This window comes from Campylobacter sp. 2018MI01 (assembly GCF_018501205.1).
Lineage (GTDB): Bacteria > Campylobacterota > Campylobacteria > Campylobacterales > Campylobacteraceae > Campylobacter_E.
Genome location: NZ_JAHCZE010000001.1, coordinates 1 through 17,938, shown reverse-complemented (window position 1 = coordinate 17,938; position 17,938 = coordinate 1). Strand labels below are relative to the sequence as shown.

General features: G+C 29.0%; 17 protein-coding genes. 12 read left to right on the top strand and 5 right to left on the bottom strand.

The annotated features are described in order from the left end of the window. Positions 1 to 12 precede the first annotated feature (12 nt). The 4 genes from KJQ97_RS09735 to KJQ97_RS00070 all read left to right on the top strand — a co-directional run bounded on the left by KJQ97_RS09735 (position 13) and on the right by KJQ97_RS00070 (position 2,579). On the top strand, positions 13 to 267 hold the full coding sequence (locus KJQ97_RS09735; protein WP_250325826.1) for a hypothetical protein: 255 nt from the start codon (positions 13 to 15) through the stop codon (positions 265 to 267). 81 nt (positions 268 to 348) lie between these two features. Next, complete coding sequence (locus tag KJQ97_RS00080; RefSeq protein ID WP_214119489.1) at positions 349 to 819, top strand: type II secretion system protein; 471 nt, start codon at positions 349 to 351, stop codon at positions 817 to 819. 39 nt (positions 820 to 858) lie between these two features. Then, on the top strand, positions 859 to 1,317 hold the full coding sequence (locus KJQ97_RS00075) for a type II secretion system protein (protein WP_214119487.1): 459 nt from the start codon (positions 859 to 861) through the stop codon (positions 1,315 to 1,317). A gap of 224 nt (positions 1,318 to 1,541) precedes the next feature. Next, positions 1,542 to 2,579, top strand: coding sequence for a RelA/SpoT-related domain-containing protein (locus KJQ97_RS00070; protein ID WP_214117823.1), 1,038 nt, complete (start codon positions 1,542 to 1,544; stop codon positions 2,577 to 2,579). Between the two features lie 86 nt (positions 2,580 to 2,665). Here KJQ97_RS00070 and KJQ97_RS00065 read toward each other — a convergent pair whose 3' ends face one another. Next, positions 2,666 to 3,862, bottom strand: a complete 1,197-nt coding sequence (locus KJQ97_RS00065; RefSeq protein ID WP_214119485.1) for a major outer membrane protein — start codon at positions 3,860 to 3,862, stop codon at positions 2,666 to 2,668. 243 nt (positions 3,863 to 4,105) lie between these two features. Between KJQ97_RS00065 and KJQ97_RS00060 the strand changes: the two genes are divergently transcribed. Both KJQ97_RS00060 and KJQ97_RS00055 read left to right on the top strand, forming a co-directional pair. After that, a complete protein-coding gene (locus tag KJQ97_RS00060; protein ID WP_214117825.1) occupies positions 4,106 to 4,702 on the top strand; it encodes a hypothetical protein in 597 nt (198 codons plus the stop codon). 11 nt (positions 4,703 to 4,713) lie between these two features. Then, on the top strand, positions 4,714 to 7,161 hold the full coding sequence (locus KJQ97_RS00055; protein ID WP_214119483.1) for a molybdopterin-dependent oxidoreductase: 2,448 nt from the start codon (positions 4,714 to 4,716) through the stop codon (positions 7,159 to 7,161). Between the two features lie 47 nt (positions 7,162 to 7,208). Here the strand turns inward: KJQ97_RS00055 and KJQ97_RS00050 are convergent, their stop codons facing one another. Both KJQ97_RS00050 and KJQ97_RS00045 read right to left on the bottom strand, forming a co-directional pair. Further along, positions 7,209 to 7,469 carry a hypothetical protein gene (locus tag KJQ97_RS00050; protein WP_214119482.1) on the bottom strand — a complete coding sequence of 87 codons (261 nt, stop codon included), beginning with the start codon at positions 7,467 to 7,469 and terminating at the stop codon, positions 7,209 to 7,211. A 77-nt stretch (positions 7,470 to 7,546) separates the two neighbouring features. Continuing rightward, on the bottom strand, positions 7,547 to 8,149 hold the full coding sequence (locus KJQ97_RS00045; RefSeq protein ID WP_214119480.1) for a tetratricopeptide repeat protein: 603 nt from the start codon (positions 8,147 to 8,149) through the stop codon (positions 7,547 to 7,549). Positions 8,150 to 8,265: 116 nt separating this feature from the next. On the opposite strand from KJQ97_RS00045, the gene KJQ97_RS00040 reads away from it, so the two are divergent. The 5 genes from KJQ97_RS00040 to argH are packed head-to-tail and all read left to right on the top strand — an operon-like array spanning position 8,266 to position 14,277. Next, positions 8,266 to 9,762, top strand: coding sequence for an inorganic phosphate transporter (locus KJQ97_RS00040; RefSeq protein WP_214117829.1), 1,497 nt, complete (start codon positions 8,266 to 8,268; stop codon positions 9,760 to 9,762). Then, positions 9,756 to 11,117, top strand: coding sequence for an MFS transporter (locus tag KJQ97_RS00035; protein ID WP_442862228.1), 1,362 nt, complete (start codon positions 9,756 to 9,758; stop codon positions 11,115 to 11,117). The genes KJQ97_RS00040 and KJQ97_RS00035 overlap by 7 nt, the downstream gene beginning before the upstream one ends. After that, complete coding sequence (locus KJQ97_RS00030; protein ID WP_214119478.1) at positions 11,114 to 12,094, top strand: nucleoside hydrolase; 981 nt, start codon at positions 11,114 to 11,116, stop codon at positions 12,092 to 12,094. The genes KJQ97_RS00035 and KJQ97_RS00030 overlap by 4 nt, the downstream gene beginning before the upstream one ends. Continuing rightward, entirely contained in the window at positions 12,078 to 12,890 is an 813-nt protein-coding gene (locus tag KJQ97_RS00025) for a Ppx/GppA phosphatase family protein (RefSeq protein WP_214119476.1), read from the top strand. The genes KJQ97_RS00030 and KJQ97_RS00025 overlap by 17 nt, the downstream gene beginning before the upstream one ends. A gap of 1 nt (position 12,891) precedes the next feature. Continuing rightward, positions 12,892 to 14,277 carry an argininosuccinate lyase gene (gene argH, locus KJQ97_RS00020; protein WP_214119474.1) on the top strand — a complete coding sequence of 462 codons (1,386 nt, stop codon included), beginning with the start codon at positions 12,892 to 12,894 and terminating at the stop codon, positions 14,275 to 14,277. Positions 14,278 to 14,419: 142 nt separating this feature from the next. Here argH and KJQ97_RS00015 read toward each other — a convergent pair whose 3' ends face one another. After that, on the bottom strand, positions 14,420 to 15,637 hold the full coding sequence (locus KJQ97_RS00015; RefSeq protein ID WP_214119472.1) for an McrC family protein: 1,218 nt from the start codon (positions 15,635 to 15,637) through the stop codon (positions 14,420 to 14,422). Beyond that, positions 15,627 to 17,498: an McrB family protein gene (locus KJQ97_RS00010; RefSeq protein ID WP_214119470.1), complete on the bottom strand. Its 1,872-nt coding sequence runs from the start codon at positions 17,496 to 17,498 to the stop codon at positions 15,627 to 15,629. Before KJQ97_RS00010 ends, KJQ97_RS00015 begins: the two co-directional genes overlap by 11 nt. Positions 17,499 to 17,590: 92 nt before the next feature. On the opposite strand from KJQ97_RS00010, the gene KJQ97_RS00005 reads away from it, so the two are divergent. Beyond that, a complete protein-coding gene (locus tag KJQ97_RS00005; protein WP_214119468.1) occupies positions 17,591 to 17,893 on the top strand; it encodes a hypothetical protein in 303 nt (100 codons plus the stop codon). The last annotated feature ends 45 nt before the right edge of the window (positions 17,894 to 17,938 follow it).

The following is a 17,938-nucleotide window of genomic DNA, read 5'->3' as shown; positions in this document are numbered from 1 at the left end:
GATTTAGCAAAAATGACAAATGTTGCTTTAGGAACAGGTGGAGAATTCCAAATTAAAGGTAAAACTTGTGCTGTAATTAAAGCTTCAGGCAGTACTTTAAGTATCGAGGCTGGTACTGATTTAAAAGCAACAGGTGGAGAAGCTATTTGTACAGCGTTTGATGGTGTAGGTAGTATTACAGCTATTTTAGGTAATAAAAAATTATCTACTTATAGTTCTACAAGCCCATACAAAATCGAACTAGGTGGCGGAAATATTTCTTTCTAATTTCACTTTATTTGATGAATATTACAAAGCTAAGTTTGGTAAAATCCAAGCTTAGCTTTTTTTAAATTTTAAAGGACAAAGATGAAAAAAGCTTTTACAATGATAGAACTAATCTTCGTAATAGTTATTCTAGGTATCTTAGCAGCAGTCGCGATACCTAAACTAAATGCTACGAGAGATGATGCTGAAATTACAAAAGGTGTTAGTAATTTCTCAACACTTCTTAGTGATATAGCTTCTTATTACACAGCTAAAGGAAGTTTTGCTACCAATATACAAGATATGACAAATGTAGTAATGCAAGCACACGCAACAAACACTTCAACAGCTTATTTGTATATTAAAGATTTAAATTGTGTAACAATCAATGCAGAATCAAGTGGAAGCACTATTAAAATTTTTGCTTCTCCGGACTTTGATAAAGGTGTTTGCAAATCATTCTTCGCAACTAGTAGTGTAAAAGCGGCTATGGGAAATAAAGATATAAAAAATCATCAAGGAATAGCTAGTGCCTATGAAATCAAACTCGGTGGCGGAAATGTTAATTTTTAACCTAGAAACTAATCTAGGTTAGTTACTTTAAGGAAGTTAATGAAAACAGCATTCACAATGATAGAACTTATATTTGTTATTGTAATATTAGGTGTATTAGCAGCAGTTGCAATTCCTAAACTAAATGCTACAAGAGATGATGCTGAAATAGTAAAATCATCTCAAAACCTTGCTATTTTAATTAGTGATTTAGGCTCTTATTATACAACCCAAACAAATTTTAGCAGTAATTTAAAGGATATGACTTCTCAAAGTCTAAAAGATGATAAGTATTTTACTATTAAAAATACTGATTGTTTAGAAGTTACTACTGATGATTATTTTATAGTGGTAAAAAAACTAAAAACTAGAAGTGAATTATGCAATAAATTATTAGGCTTAGAATCTCTAAAACAAATTCTAACAGGAAGAATTTCAAAAACAAATAATAATTTTACAGATATTTCAAAAAGTGATATTATTTACATTCCTGTTGGTGGAAGTAATGTGGTGTATTAAGAATTTAAATTAGGAATTTTAAAATAAATTTCTTATTTTAAATTCCTACAATTTATTATTTATTCTTATTTAATTTTTACAATCAAGCTATAATGAAATCCGCAAAATAGTCTTAAGTTTCGTTATGTTGTTTAATTCTAATATTAACTAAATTACTTTTTGATATACTACACTACGAAAAAGCATTGATTTTGACATTAAAAATTACAATAATAGGAGTAAAAATGGGCGAAAACGATATAATTGCAACCAAACAACAAGTAAGAAAAGCTGGAGATAATATAAGAATAGGTATTGCCACTGAAAACGACTATGAGATAGTGTCTTTTTGGAGAAGTGTTCACGCTCAAATAATGTCAAGCTTTGCAACATCAATTAATAGAAAACTAAAAACAAATAAAATTACCCCTATAGTAGTAGCAAGAAGATTAAAAAGGCTAAATTCTGTTGAATACAAGTTAAAAAGATTTCCAGATATGAAGCTTGATAGAATGCAAGATATTGCAGGACTTAGGATAGTATTTACCAATCTTGACAATACTAAAACTTTTCAGCAAATTATGGAACAAACCTATCTTAAAGGTATAAAAAAATTTAAACTTTTACGAACTAGTGATTATATCAATAAACCAAAAGATGATGGATACCGCTCAATCCATCAGATTTATGAATATCAAGATACGACAAAAAGAGCCTTAGAATTGCAACTTAGAACACAATTGCAGCATTTTTGGGCTACAGCAGTGGAAGTTTTAGGAATAACTAGTAAATCAAAAATCAAGCAAGGTGAAGGGGAAGAACAATATAAAGAATTTTTTAGATTATCAAGTGCTTTGTTTTGTATGATAGAACAAACAAAAATTCACGAAAATTATAATAAATTTACACAACAAGAAATATGCCAAAAGATTTTAGAACTAGATAAAAAATACAACATATTAGCAATGCTTTCTGGACTTTTAGTATCTAGCAAAAACATTGAAGAATTTCAAAAAAAGATACATTATTATTTTGTAATAGACCTTGATATGAATACAAGGCGTTTAAGGATTACTGGATATAAAAAATCAGATTTTGAAAAAGCTAAAGAATATTATGATTTTTTAGAACAAAAATCAAAAAATGCAAACAATACTGATGTAGTGCTTGTATCATCAGACAAAATTAAAACCCTAAGGAAAGCCTATCCTAACTATTATTTAGATAGTAGAGAATTTGTAGAAGTTATCAAAGCAGCTATCAAAGAAAACATTAAATCTTAAATTATAATTTAGATAAAAACTAATTGAAAAATGGAATTTAAAACTATATATTTATTTTAAATTCCTAAATTAAATTCTTAATATAGTTAAAACGAGTATTTAGCTTCTAATCTAGTTTTATAAGTTTTAATATTTTTCATATCGGTTTTAGTAATCGCATAATCATAAAATGCGCTAAATTTTAATTTCTTAGAATATTTATAAACAATTTTTGGCATTAATTCTGTTTGCTTATATTTAGCTAAATCAAGCTTTACCCCACCATCAATTATGCTAAATAAAAAATTAAAATTATCATATTTATAAGATATATTTGAATACAAATATTCTCTTTTACCTATTCCACCATAAAATCCATCTATTATCGTTTTTCCCGAATGCAAAAGCAATCCTTTATCATGCCAAGTTACAAAACTTGCTTTATCCTTTTTACCATAATTTATATAGCCTAACTCAAAATCAAAATTCTTAAATCCGACTAGAATTTCAACGCCATAAAATACAGAATTACTTGCATTTAGAGAAGTTTTGTAATTTTGCTTTAATGATGTGCTAGTTAGTTGAGAATTAAAAGAATAATGATAACTCTTCTTATCTCCTAAATAACTTTTCAAGTCCACTCCATAAAAAATAGCAAAATCATTAAGATAATCAGCACCTAAAGTAAGATTTATTAAATCATTATGATAATTAATATTTAGCCCATAAAGGTTTTGATTATAGATTTGTGATTTTAAATTCTTTGGCAGATTTGTAGCTTTCAGTGGTATTTTATAAGATATTTGATTTATTGCTTTTTCGTTTATCAAACTACTTTCACTCAAATCAAAATTATCTACAAAATACGCATTTATATTTGTATTATCTAAAGAATTATTATCAATTAAAAACGAAGTAACCAAAACCCCATCATTAAACATACTAGGCACTTTTAATCTACCAAAACTAAAGCTTGTATTAAAATTAGTATAAGTTAAATTCGCTTCTTTTAAATGAAAATTATCATTAGTATTAATATAAGCATTATTTGAATAACTAAAAGATTTTGTATCATATCTAAACACCGCATTAGCCTTGTAATTATCAGCTAAATTTAGGCTTAATTTATAATCTAATCTAATTTTGTGTGCTGGTTGAGTTAAAGCAATATCCTTAACTCTAGTAGTATCATAGCGATACCTTAAAAACCCATCTAAATCTACATTTTTTATTGATTGTTCTAAGCTAAGTGCATTAGCACAAACAGCAACTAAACTTAAAGAAATTGTTGTTTTAATATTCATTTTTATCCTTTTTTATGAGAATGATAAATATTATTAAAACAAACTTATATTTAAATTAATTATCATAATAAATATTAAATAATATGATAATTTAAATTCTTTAAGAATTATTTTTTATATATCAAATTAAGTTTTGAATTCTCATAATAAAATGAATAATAAATATTATTCTTTTTAATAATTTCATAAGTTTATTAGTTTAAAATATTAAATATAAAAATTAATTTTATTTTAAGGAGTTATATGAAAAAGTTATTTTTAAGTTGTCTTATATCATCTTTTGCATTAGCAAATAGTATGTACTTAAATAAAGATGTTGAAATTAAACTTGATGGTAAAATAATAGGAACTGCTAGTTTATTAGCACCTGTAAAAGTCATTTCAAGCAATAACGATACTAGCAAAGTTGAGCTAATTGGATATGTTAATGATAATTATCAAGAAGAAATAGTTAAAAGTTTTTCTCAAATTGAAAATTATATGAGTTTTCACGATAACAATGACAATCCAACATACAAAGGTGACGCTAATCCATACATTAAAATGCTTGAAGTGTTGCAAGATGAATATGGAGAAAATTGGCATAAAGTAAGCATAACTTTTGATGTAAATTCAAATGATTTAGTAGCTAGCAAAGATGAAATCTTTAAAAATGCAAAAAGTTTTTACGAGCAAACTTGCTCGCCTTGTCATTTGTTGCACGATACTAAAGAATATTCGGTAAATCAATGGCCTTCAAATCTTGAAAGCATGATAAGTTCTGGTTATGTGGAGCTAAGCAAGGATGAAAAAAGCTTAATTATTAAATATTTACAAAATCACGCAAAAGACATTAAATAAAGGAGAAGAATATGAAAAGAAGAAGTTTTTTAAAACTAAGTGCAGTAGCAGGAGTTGGATTACAAGCTAGCAAAATTGAAGGTATCAAAGATACAATTTTTGATGATAAAAAGGCTTTAGTATCTGATAGGTTTGGTAGTTTTTACGCAAATATTAATAGTTCTCAAATCGTTAGCGTTACACCTTTTGAAGGAGATAAATTCCCTAATACTATGAATAATTGTGTTCCAGATAGAACACAAAACGAAAGCCGTGTTTTATATCCTTGTGTTAGAAAAAGCTACCTAGAAGGAAAAAAGAAAAACGATTTAAGGGGTGAAGAAGAATTTGTAAGAGTTAGTTGGGAAACAGCACTTGATTTAGCAGCAAAAGCGCTTAAAGAAAATTTTGACAAATATGGCCCTGAAGCTATATATGGCGAATGCTATTGGTGGGGTGGCTGGGGTAAAATTAGCTGGGGAAGAACCACAGCTCATAGAATGCTAAAAATCCTAGGTGGATATGTTGAAGAAAGTGGAGACTATTCAACCGGTGCTGGTATGGTAATATTACCACATATTTTTGGCTCAAACACCGTTTATGAAGCACCTACAACTTGGAAAAGTATTTTAGAAAATGCAAAAAGTGTTGTATTTTGGGGAACTGACCCGCTAGTAACAAATCAAATTGCAGTTGGCACACCAACTCACACTAATTATGAATATTTCACAAAATTAAAAGAACTAAGTAAAGCAGGAAAAATCAAAACTTATAGCATAGATGTATATGCTAATAATACAAATCGTTATATTGAAAGTGAATTAATATCAGTTCGCCCTAATACAGACACTGCAATGATGATAGGAATGTGTTGTTATTTATATGAAAGTGGAAAATATGCAAAAGATTTTATTAAAAAATATACGGTTGGCTTTAATAAATTTAAAGAATACTTCATGGGCGAAAATGATGGAATAAAAAAAGATTTAACTTGGGCTAGCAATATTTGTGGAGTAGATACAACAACATTAAAAAAATTAGCAGATGATTTATGTGATAATAAATCAATAATTATTGCAGGTCGTGCAATACAAAGACAAGACCACGGCGAGCAAGCACATTGGATGATAACAATACTAGCAACAATGTTAGGGCATATAGGAAGCAAGGGTTGTGGATTTGAGTTTAGTTTAGGATATTATTCTCAAGGTGCTGATAAATTTATAGCACCTACTTTAAAAGGACTTTCATCTATTCCAAGCGATGATTTAGGAGACGAAAATAGTCCTTGGAAAAAATTTGAAAACATAACAATTCCAAGTTCAAGAAGTATTGACGCTATGCTAAACCCAGGTAAAATAATTGACCAAAATGGTAAAAAAATAAAACTTCCACATATTAAAGTAGCATTTAATGCTAGTGGGTCATTTTTTACTCGCCATCAAGATGTAAATCGTGCTATTGAAGGATTTAAAAAGGTTGATACGATTATTACAGCTGAACCATTTTGGACTTCACAAGCAAAATTAAGTGATATTGTTTTACCTGTTGCTATTGAGCCTGAGCGTTATGATATAGAAGCTAGTACAAATTCTGAATATATTTTCTTAAATAAGCCTGTAATTGAACCTATGGGAGAGAGTAAAAGCGATTTTTGGATTTGTAAAGAAATTTGTAAAAGATGGGGAGTAGAAGAAATATTTACAGAAGGAAAAGCAACCGAGCTTGATTGGATGAAATATATTTATAACGACGCTTTACAACAAGGAAAAACATTAGGATATGATATGCCAACTTTTGACGAAGCACTTAATAAAGGATTTGTTAGATTTGATAAAGTAAATAAAGATACAGAATATTACACAAGACTTAGTGATTTTGTAAGCAATCCGCATAAATATAGATTAGGAACACCAAGTGGAAAGATTGAGATTTTCTCTCCAACAATTGCAAAAATGGGTTATGATGATTGTTTAGGTCATCCTGCTTGGTTTGAACCATTTGAGTGGGTTGGTAACAAAGAGCAAATTAAAAAATATCCAATTGCTGTTGTAAGTCCTCATTCTAGATTTAGACTACACTCTCAGCTAAATAACTCACTTATTAGAAATTATGCTGAAGTAAATGGCAGAGAGCCTATGATAATTCATCCTGATACTGCAAAAGCAAGAGGTATTAAAACAGGCGATATTGTAAGAGTATATAATGATAGGGGCGAAATTTTAGCAGGTGCATTAGTAAGTGATATTGTAAGGGCTGATACTATTATAATTTGTGAAGGTGCTTGGTATGACCCTGAAGTTTATGGGAAAAAATCACTTTGTCAGCACGGATGCGTAAATGTGCTAACTCGTGATAAAGGAACATCAAAACTAGCTCAATCAAACACAGCTCACACAACCTTAGTAGAGATTGAAAAATTCAAAGGTGTTATTAGACCTTTAAGAGCATTTTCTAAACCAAAAATCATTCAAGGTTAAATAAAAAGCGAGATTTATTCTCGCTTTTAAATTCCAAATCTAATACTTCATAAAATAATGCAGCCATATATTAAGATTACTAAAATAAAAGAAGAGCCAATAAATACAAAAAACGAATCAAACAACAATTCATCTTTTAAATACAGATAAAAATAATAAGCATTTGCAAATATAATAAATATAGAATTAGCAGTTATATCTAAGGCTGAAAAAGTGGTTAAATGCTTAAATACAAAAATACAATAAGCGTAAAAAATTACACTCAATACGAAAATAAAAAAATCAACTTTATTAAAAAATCTTACCAATTTAAATTCCTTTTATTTTCATACTATCAAAAATAAAAGGAATTAGCTAGAAAAATTAATTTTGCACTTTTTATAATTTAATCTATTTTATATTCACACGCTACTTGATAGCCTAAATTACAAGCTTTTCTTACATATTCCTTAGCCAAGCTTTTATTGGTATAATAATAAAAGTTACCTAAATTATTGCAAGCTATAGCCTCTCCTAAATTACAAGCTTTTTCATAAAGCATTTTCGCTCTTTCTTTATTGTTTTCTTTCGTATAATAAATATTTCCTAAATTAGTGCAAGCATTTAAATATCTTAAATTACAAGATTTTTCATAATAACTCTTTATTTCATTCATTAATGCAGGATTTTGGCTTTGCTCTAACATATACGCTATATTGTGGCACGATATAGGCTCATTATTATTACAAGCTAACATATAATAATTAATCCCTTTAGTAAATTCTTCCTTACTTTTAGCACTATAAATATAAGCAGTTCCTAATTCCATACAAGCTGACATATAATTAAGCTCACAAGACTTTTCTAAATACTTAATAGATTCTGCTATTTGCATTTCTTTTGCCTTAGCAATTCCTATGTTATAGCAATCATTTGCATTGTTACAAATTACTTGATTATTAGCAAAACAAGCACTAACACAAAATACCAATACTAAAAACTTTTTCATCAACACTCCTTTTAATTTTGCGTATCTTAGCATATTTTACAAAGATTTTACATTGTAGAAATCTTAACAATTTTTTTTAGTCTATAATTAGCCCAATTTTTTAAAAAGGAAAGGTAATGGCAAGAGAAAACATTATTATAACGATACTTTTTGCTATCGTTTGTGTTGGCTTTTTGTTTTGGGGTTATAGCACCACAAATTATTATATATTCTTCACAATTGCTGCAATTTTTGGAATATTTTTAGCATTCAATATAGGTGCAAACGATGTTGCAAATGCTTTTGGAACGAGTGTTGGAGCAAAAACTCTTAGCATAAAACAAGCTTTAATAATAGCTGCGATATTTGAATTTAGCGGAGCATTTTTTGCTGGTGCTGAAGTAACTGCTACTATTAGAAGTGGTATTGTAAGCGTTAAAGAAAACATAGAACCTATGCACTTTGCTTATGTTATGATGAGTGCTTTGTGTGCTGCTAGTGTTTGGATTTTTATAGCTACTTATAAATCTTTACCTGTTAGCTCAACTCATTCAATAGTAGGCGGGATTTTAGGTGCTGCACTAGCTTTAGGTTTCATAGCCGAAAATAACGCTACTCAAGTTAGCTGGGGTGGGATAGGAACTATTGTTGCTAGTTGGTTTATCTCTCCTGTATTAGGTGGGGTTTTGAGTTATTTTGTTTATTCATTAGTTTATAAATTCATTGTAGTTCCTACTAAAGAAAAAGAAAATACTTTAAAACAAATCAAAAAAGATAAAGCAGAGTATAAAAAACAATATATAGATGAATTTATGCAAAGCGAAAAATCTAAGCAATATAGTGAGCTTTACGGCATTTTGCTTAACGAAAAAGGTGAATATGCAAATAAATTAAAAGAATTTACAAAAAAAGAAAAAGCAGTTGATGTAGCAGGATTTTTAAGCAAACGCATACCTGTTTTAGCTACTTTAATAGCTTTTGTAATTTCATCTATGTTATTTTTTAAAGCCTTAAATAATGTTGATACAGGACTTAGTCATTTTAGTATAGGATTAATCATCTTATTAATTTGTATTAGTGCTTATATAATTTGTGTAGGAATTATTAATATTATGAAAAAAGGCGAACCAAAAAAAGCAGTAAATCGTATTTTTTCATGGTTTCAAATATTTACAGCTTGCACATTTGCCTTTTCTCACGGAGCAAACGATATTTCAAACGCAGTTGGACCATTTGCTGCGATTTTAGATATTTTACACACAAATACAATAAATCCAACTTCAGCAGTGCCTACTATTGTAATGTTAGTATTTGGCATTTCACTAGTTGCTGGGCTTTGGTTTTTAGGCAAAAGCGTTATTAAAACCGTTGGCAAAAGTCTAGCAAAAATCAAGCCTACCACAGGTTTTAGTGCCGAGTTTGCTTCAGCTATTGTAATACTTCTAGCAACTCAACTAGGAATTCCAATCAGCTCAACTCATATTCTAATAGGTGCGGTATTAGGAATTGGAGTATTTAACAAAAACGCAAATTGGAAAATGATGAAGCCAATAGGCTTAGCATGGATGATAACCTTACCTGCAAGTGCTTTAATTTCGGCATTTTTCTTAAGCTTACTTTATTATTTATTTTAGGAGATTTAATGAATCAAATTCAAGATGATATTTTAAAGACAAAAGAAGGCAAAAAATCCTTTAAAAACGCAATCATTAGCTGTTGGCTAGGAACTGCTATGGAATATGCTGATTTTGTTTTATATGGCCTTGCGGCTGCAACCGTTTTTGGTAAAGTTTTTTACCCAGAGCAAACTCCTATAATTGCTCTAATGCTTAGTTTTGCAACCTATGGAGTTGGCTTTATTGCTAGACCTATTGGAGCTTTCTTTTTTGGTAGATTAGGAGATAAATATGGTCGTAAAGAAGTTATGATGATAACTATATTTTTAATGGGTGCAGCGACTACTTTAATAGGATTTATCCCATCTTATAATAGCATAGGCATTTTAGCGCCTTTATTATTAGTGATTTTAAGATTTTTACAAGGTTTTGGAGCAGGAGCTGAACTTAGCGGTGGAGCTATTATGTTAGGTGAATACGCACCTAGCAAAAATCGTGGTTTAGTATCATCAATCATTGCACTAGGCTCTAATAGTGGGACTTTAATTGCTAGTGGAATTTGGTTTTTACTTGGATTTTTAGATGATAAAGACTTTTTAGAATGGGGCTGGAGATTGCCATTTATATTTAGCTTTTTAATAGCTGCATTTGCCTTATATCTAAGACGCTTTGTAGGAGAAACACCTGTATTTGCAAAACAAAAAGAACAAATGCAAAAACAACGAGAACAAAATTTAAAAACTCACAAAACCGAAAACAAAACTTTTTGGCAAAAAAACAAATCATTTTTTATTATGCTAGGTCTTAGAATGGGAGAAAACGCCCCATCTTATATAGCTCAAAGCTTTTTAGTAGGTTATGTTTATACTATTTTATTATTAGACAAACAAATAGCTACAACAGGGGTTTTAATAGCTTCATTTTTAGGATTTTTGGTTATTCCATTATCTGGATGGCTAAGCGATAAATTTGGTCGTCGCATTATGTATAGGATATTTTGCTTATTATTAATGATTTATGCAGTTCCTGCATTTATGTTACTTGATAGCAAAAATGAAATAATAGTAATTTGTGTAATTGTCGTAGGAATGTGTCTTGCATCTTTAGGGATTTTTGGAGTTCAAGCAGCTTACGGAGTTGAAATGTTTGGGTGCAAAAATCGTTATACAAAAATGGCACTAGCTAAAGAAATCGGTGGCATTTTATCAGGTGGAACTGCACCATTTTTAGCGACTTATTTTATAAATCTAACTCATAATTGGTATTTAATCGCTGCTTATTTTATATTTATGGCAGGAATTGGATTTGTTACTACATTTTTTGCTCCTGAAACTAGGGGTAGAGATTTAAATCTTATTGAAGATGCTATATGAAAATCGTAATTGACACTGATATAGGCAATGGTATTTGTGGGGCTAATACTGATGATGGCTTAGCCCTAGCACTTGCAATTGCTAGTAAAAAGATTGATTTAAAAGCAATAACAACTCTAAGCGGAAATGTGATAAATCACAAAGCTTATGCAGTCGCAAGGAATTTAATTTCTAAATTAGGGATTAAAATTCCTGTATTTTTAGGCTCAAGCAAGGCTTTATTGGAAGATGAAACGCCGTGGAGAAAAAGACTTGATGAGAGTGTTTATAATTTTAAATTAGAACACTTATGGCAAGATTTTAAACCTATTAAACTTTATAAAAACGCTAAATTAAACGCTGTTTATAAATTATGCGAATTAGCAAGAGTTTATAAAAATGAGCTTATTGTTTGTGCTATTGGACCACTTACAAACATAGCTCAAGCTTGTATTTTAGATAATGAGTTTGCAAAAAATGTAAAAGAGATTTTAATTATGGGCGGGGTATTTGATATGAGTAAATACCCTAAAGATACTAATTTTGGTTTTGACCCAGAAGCTGCTAGGATTGTGCTAAGAAGTGGGGCAAAAATCACTCTAGCACCTTACAATATCACAATGCAAACTAGCCTAACTCATAAAGATTTAGAAGAAATAAAAGCAATTAATAATAAATTATGTGATTTTTTATATACAAGTATTAAGCCTTGGATAAGTTATGCAGAGCTTACAAGAAATAGCATTGGCACTTGGATACACGATGCTTTAATAATTGCATATTTACTAGATTCTAGCATTTGTAAAAGCGATGAATATTATGTAGATATAGAAACTTGTGGCGAAGCAAGGGGCAAAAGCTTAAGATATGATAAAAATCTTAATATGAATATAGGCATTGATTTAAGCAAGTTAAACCTAGTAAAGGTTTTAAAAGATATTGATAATGAAAAATTATTAAAGCTAATAAAGGCAACTTTAAATGAATTTGGCAATTGATATAGGCTCAAATACTCTTAAAATAGCTGTATTTGATAAGGTTTTAAAAAACTACGAAAAGGTCTTAAACTTAGGGCTATTTTATGAAAACGAGTGTATAAATGATGAAGGAATTAAGGTCTTAATCAATGCACTTGATGAGCTAAATTACGATTTAAGCAAGGCAAAAGTAGTTGCTACTGCAATTTTTAGAAAAAGTAAAAACGCTGATTTAATAGCTAATATGCTTTATCAAAAATACGGCTTTAAATTAAAAATATTAAGCCAAAACGAAGAAGCAAGGCTTACTAGATTAGGGGTTGGAATTTCAATTCAAGGTGATTTTACTTTAGTAGATGTTGGTGGGTATTCAACAGAAATTACAAGTAATGATAAAAAATTATTACTTGATATAGGACTTTTATCTTTTTATAAAAGCGTAAAAGAAAAAAATTTAGATATTAAAGACTACGCATATACACTTTTAAACCCTTATAAAAACGAGCTTAAAAACTATCCAAGACCAATTGTTCTAGCATCAAAAACGGGAATATTCGCAAAAAGTATTGCAAAAAATATTGCTTATAAAGATATTGATGATTTAGAGTTTCATAATAGCATTGTAAATAAAGATGAATTATATAAATTAATTGATTTTATTAATACAAATAATGCCGAAAAAAGAGATTTAATGCTAGGAGTTAATAGAGATTTTGCAGTGCTTTGCGGGGCTTATTTTATTGATACTTTATTTGATGATTTTGAATTTATCATTTCAGCTTATGGGCTTAAAGAAGGAATTTTATTAGGAGAATAGTATGAAAAAATTATGGGGCGGTAGATTTAGCCAAGCTACGGATAAATTAGTAGAAAATTACACAGCGACTTTGCCACTTGAAAACAGACTTGCTTTAATAGATATAAAAGGAAGCATAGCACACGCAAAAATGCTCGAGCGTCAAAAAATCATAAACTCTCAAGAATTAGCAGAGATTTTAAAAGGCTTAGAAATTATTCAAAACGAATTTATAGAAAATAAATTTGAGTTTAATATAAGCGATGAAGATATTCATATGGCTATTGAAAAAAGACTTAGTGTTTTAATAGGTGCAAGTGCTGGTAAGCTTCACACTGCAAGAAGTAGAAACGACCAAACTGCACTAGATGGAATATTACAAATGAAAGAATTTGTATTAGGAATTAGAGCTAATTTAAAAGAATTAATGCAAGAGATTTTAAACCAAGCTAAGACAAATTTAGACTTAATTATGCCAGGCTTTACTCATCTTCAAACCGCTCAACCGATTTTATATTCGCATTGGATAATGGCGTATTTTTGGATGTTTAAAAGAGATTATGATAGATTTTTAAATCTATACAACTCATTAAACGAATGTCCGTTAGGCTCGGCTGCACTTGCTGGGACTACTTTTAATATAGATAGATTTTTTAGCGCAAATGAACTTGGCTTTGCAAAGCCAAGTGAAAATAGTATTGATAGTGTTAGCAATAGAGATTATATGCTTGAGTTTTGTAGTGTTAGTGCAATTTGTTTTAGCCATCTTTCACGCCTTTGTGAAGAGCTAATTATTTTTAATTCAAATGATTATAAATTCATTGAGCTAAGTGATGATTTTTGCACGGGTTCAAGCATAATGCCACAGAAAAAAAACCCCGATGTATGCGAAAAAATGCGTGGCAAAACAGGTAGAATTTATGGCAATCTAATCTCAATGCTAACTATTATGAAAGGTTTGCCACTAGCTTATAATACCGATATGAGCGAAGATAAAGCAAGTGTTTATGATACGCAAGATACCATAAAAGATAGTCTAATAATAATTACAAAACTAATTGCAAAAATGAAACCAATTAAAGAAAATATGCTAAGAGCAGCTGCTAATGGATATTCAAATGCTACTGATTTGGCTGATTATTTAGCTAAAAAAGGTGTGCCATTTAGAAAAGCTCACGAAATTACGGGAAAATTAGTAAGCTATGCAATCTCAAAAAAACTTAAATTAGATGAATTAAGCTTAGATGAATTAAGGCTTGAGTGTGATTTAATTGAAGATGATATTTATAAAGCAATTGATTTAAAAACTTGCGTTGATTTAAGAAATTCTTATGGTGGGACATCAGAAAACGCAGTAAAAACCCAACTCCTAAACGCTCAAAAAACATTAGAAAATCTAGGAATTTAATTTGAAACTATGTTTAAAGATAGTAAAAGCTATCTTTAAACTTGCAATTTATTATCTTAATAATTAAGCTTTTTATTTATATCTAATCATATTTTAAATTCATAAAACCTAGATTATAACAAATCACAATGCAACTAAAATATCAACCTAAAGGAGCAAAAAGAATTTGTAATTTTATCTTAGTATTAAAGCAATCTAAGTTATATTCTAGTGTTTTATACCCTAAACTACCATCAAAAAGTGGATATATAAGCCAAACTTCACTAACTTTAAAAGCTATTGCATAGGCAAATAATTGATATAAATCAGCTTGGCTAATATTACTTAACTTATTTATGATTTTATACTTTGTATCAGCGATGATTGTTTTATCTTTAAGCTCAATTAAAATATCAGGTCGCATTAAACAACGCTCATTTTGACCATCTTTTATTAAGTGTTTTTTTAATAATTGAGCACTTATTTTTATATTTGGGTTGTGTTTTTTAAGCATAAAAGCTACATAATCTTCAAAAAGTCTATTCATATCAAAAAGCAAAGCATAAGCGTTATTATCCCCCGCAAATGGTGTAAAACTAAAACCATTTAAAAATAACTTACACCATAAAAGTATGTTTTCATAATAACTATAATGCTTATTTTTTACACTAAATTCACATTTTTTAATATCAATTAAACTAATATCATCAAAAGTCTTTAAATATTTTAAAATCTTTTTATTTTGACTTAGTTTTTTTAAATGAAATAATGTAGTTTTTATAGTTTGATTTATCACATTGTCTATGATATATTCATCATTTTCGGTAAAAAATCGCTCTTTATGAATTAAGTTATGTTTTAAATTCTCATTAAAAAGCAATTTGCCTTTTAAAGTTGTTCTATTTTCAGCTATTTTTATATAATCACTCATAAGCCCTTTATTTAAAAGCACGAAAAGTTCTTCTAAAAACATTTCAACAAAGACTTCAAAAAGTGACATTTTTTCATCTTTTAGCGTTGCTTTAAGCGATTTTTTAAACGGACTTTTTTGTAAAGTTCTTAAAAGTTCTAAAAGTAGCTGCTTGGGATTTAACTCTCTTTCTTTACAATCCTTAAACATCTCATCTTTTAGCTCATAAGCCTTGCTTAAATCTATTCTTGGCATTATCTCATTACTTGGTTTTGAAACCTTAGGATAAATTTCTAAAACCCCACTTTTTGTCTTTATAAGTCCTACATAATTTCTTGCTTTTAGCTTATTTTTACCGACTATTCTTAAAAACTCTGGGTTATTTTCAGCAAAGCTCATAAGCTCATTTAAAAACTCATCGTTATCAAGTGAGCTTATTATTTCGTGTTCGTGGGCTATTTCAATCTTCATATATTTTCTTAAAATCCGTTTCATTAAAATCATCGCTTAAATAAAACTTATCGGTATTTAAAATATTTTTAGTTTTTATCATACCATTATCATTAAGCACCGATTTTATCTGCGAATAATCATTATAAAAATACTCTTCTAAAAGTGGTAAAATCTTATTTCTAAACACGACTTTAAGCTCATCAATGCTGTTTATATCCATAAAATACGAATGTCCGATAAGCTTTTCATCTCCTATTAAACATTCAATTCTTTCATTCATTTTATTTAATAATTCTTGAAGATTTATCCCATCGCAATTAGAATTTAAAAGAAAACTATTAGGCATAATCTTTTTAAACTCAAACCTACGCCTTAATGCCGTATCAAGGGTAGTGATACTCTTATCAGCTGTATTCATAGTGCCTATTATATAAACATTATTTGGCACACCAAAACTCTCTTTACTATATGGCAACACTACTTCTAGCTCTTCAGCATTTCCTAGTCTTTTACTAGGCTCAATAAGTGTGATAAGCTCTCCAAAAATCTTACTAATATTCCCACGATTTATCTCATCAATAATGATTATATAAGGCTTTAAATCTTCTTTTTGGTTTTTATAATTATCTTTTTTCTCAAACTCAAAAAGTTTTTTATAAAGCATAAAATAATACCCCGCATTACCATGATTAATACTCTTGCTTTCAAACTTTGGCTTTATATCTTTATAGCTTTTTATATTTCCTATTTTAAATTCTTCGTAATCACGTTTAATTATATCCATAACTAATCTTTGATCACTTTGTATAGTGCCACCAAGTTTAAAAGAACGGCACTTGCCGTCTTTATCATAATAAACGCTATGAATATTTACACCCTTTTCTAACTCAAATTCCTTATTTTGGTCTAAAAACTCACTTTTTACATACTCAGCAAAATAATTGATAAGCTTATCAAAATCTAGCTCATTTGGAGTAGAGTAATTTATATAATTTTGCTTAGCTTTTTTACATAAAGTCTTAAAAATACCATCATCTATCACATATTTCAAATCATCGTTATCAAAATCAGGTCTAATTCCTTCTACAAATTCTTCATATCCATAGCTTTGATGAAAAGTGATAAATACGATTTGTCCGTTTTCTACATACTCCTTAAACTTTTTTTGCATTACTTGTCTTGTGTTAATTTCGTTTGTTTGAGTTGAAAAATCTTCGCCCAAAATCTCTAAAGCTATATTTATAGTATCATAAGTCTTACCAACCCCTGGTGCTCCATATAAAATCTGATTTAGTGGGATGTTTTTAATATCATTAGTATTATTTAAATTATTAGTAATATTTGCTTGATTTATTGGAATAAAGTCATCTTTACTAAAACTCTCATAATACTCTAAAAGCTTTATAAAATCATCTGTGATTTGCTCTAAGTCTAACGTATAATAGGTAAAATCAAGCTCAGTTAGTTTACCACTTCGCTCCATTTCATCAACAGCTTTGCACCTTGCGTTTTCAATATCATGTTTTGGAAATCCAAATGCTAAACGATATTTAAAACCTTCTTTTAAAGAGTGAGAATACCCGAAATAAACATAAACACCATATCTAGGACTAACTTTGCTAGTATTTATAAGCCCATCGCTTAAAAGCTCTTTTCTAACAAAAATAATCCAACAAGTATCAGCCAAAGTCCCACTACCACTACCTATACTATATTCATAACTATTTTTAAAGAAATTAAAAAACGGCTTAATATTATTAACACTAAAGCCTTTGGTTGATTTGTTTTTATTTTTAAGACATTTATTTATTTCGCTAATAAAAGCACTTATTCCACTTTGAAATTCTTTTCTTTCATTATCTGTAAAACTTATAGGCATTTTCTTCCCTTTGTTTTTGCTAAATGATAATCAAACAAACTTCACGAGATATTAATCTGCTACAATATAAAAAAAATATTTAAAGGTTGAAAATGAAAAAAGGAAAACTAGAAGAAAAATATAATTTTGTAAAAGAATACATAAATAAAAAATACACTTCAATAAAGCGTAAAATCAAAAATAAAACAAAAATTTTATACTTACGTACCATGCAAAGAAATTCAATAAAAATCAAAAAAGAGCTAGAACTAATAACAAAAATTGCAAATGTATCAAGTGATTTATTAAAAATAACATCCCTTGCTTCTGTATCTTATACATATCTGACGCTGACGACGAATAGAGAGGTGTACATTTATCTTGGTCCTTTGAAGCTGAACAATACAGACATTTAGACGTTCTAGTTCTTGTGCTCTAACTTCTCTTGATGTTTGCGTATT

What these genes read in the sequence shown, in the direction of transcription:
- KJQ97_RS00075 (WP_214119487.1), top strand. Translation starts at nt 859, where the DNA reads ATGAAAACAGCATTCACAATGATAGAACTTATATTTGTTATTGTAATA.
- KJQ97_RS00055 (WP_214119483.1), top strand. Translation starts at nt 4,714, where the DNA reads ATGAAAAGAAGAAGTTTTTTAAAACTAAGTGCAGTAGCAGGAGTTGGA.
- KJQ97_RS00040 (WP_214117829.1), top strand. Translation starts at nt 8,266, where the DNA reads ATGGCAAGAGAAAACATTATTATAACGATACTTTTTGCTATCGTTTGT.
- argH (WP_214119474.1), top strand. Translation starts at nt 12,892, where the DNA reads ATGAAAAAATTATGGGGCGGTAGATTTAGCCAAGCTACGGATAAATTA.
- KJQ97_RS00070 (WP_214117823.1), top strand. Translation starts at nt 1,542, where the DNA reads ATGGGCGAAAACGATATAATTGCAACCAAACAACAAGTAAGAAAAGCT.
- KJQ97_RS00005 (WP_214119468.1), top strand. Translation starts at nt 17,591, where the DNA reads ATGAAAAAAGGAAAACTAGAAGAAAAATATAATTTTGTAAAAGAATAC.
- KJQ97_RS00065 (WP_214119485.1), bottom strand. Translation starts at nt 3,862, where the DNA reads ATGAATATTAAAACAACAATTTCTTTAAGTTTAGTTGCTGTTTGTGCT.
- KJQ97_RS00045 (WP_214119480.1), bottom strand. Translation starts at nt 8,149, where the DNA reads ATGAAAAAGTTTTTAGTATTGGTATTTTGTGTTAGTGCTTGTTTTGCT.
- KJQ97_RS00015 (WP_214119472.1), bottom strand. Translation starts at nt 15,637, where the DNA reads ATGAAGATTGAAATAGCCCACGAACACGAAATAATAAGCTCACTTGAT.
- KJQ97_RS00010 (WP_214119470.1), bottom strand. Translation starts at nt 17,498, where the DNA reads ATGCCTATAAGTTTTACAGATAATGAAAGAAAAGAATTTCAAAGTGGA.
- KJQ97_RS00030 (WP_214119478.1), top strand. Translation starts at nt 11,114, where the DNA reads ATGAAAATCGTAATTGACACTGATATAGGCAATGGTATTTGTGGGGCT.
- KJQ97_RS00080 (WP_214119489.1), top strand. Translation starts at nt 349, where the DNA reads ATGAAAAAAGCTTTTACAATGATAGAACTAATCTTCGTAATAGTTATT.
- KJQ97_RS00025 (WP_214119476.1), top strand. Translation starts at nt 12,078, where the DNA reads ATGAATTTGGCAATTGATATAGGCTCAAATACTCTTAAAATAGCTGTA.
- KJQ97_RS09735 (WP_250325826.1), top strand. Translation starts at nt 13, where the DNA reads ATGACAAATGTTGCTTTAGGAACAGGTGGAGAATTCCAAATTAAAGGT.
- KJQ97_RS00060 (WP_214117825.1), top strand. Translation starts at nt 4,106, where the DNA reads ATGAAAAAGTTATTTTTAAGTTGTCTTATATCATCTTTTGCATTAGCA.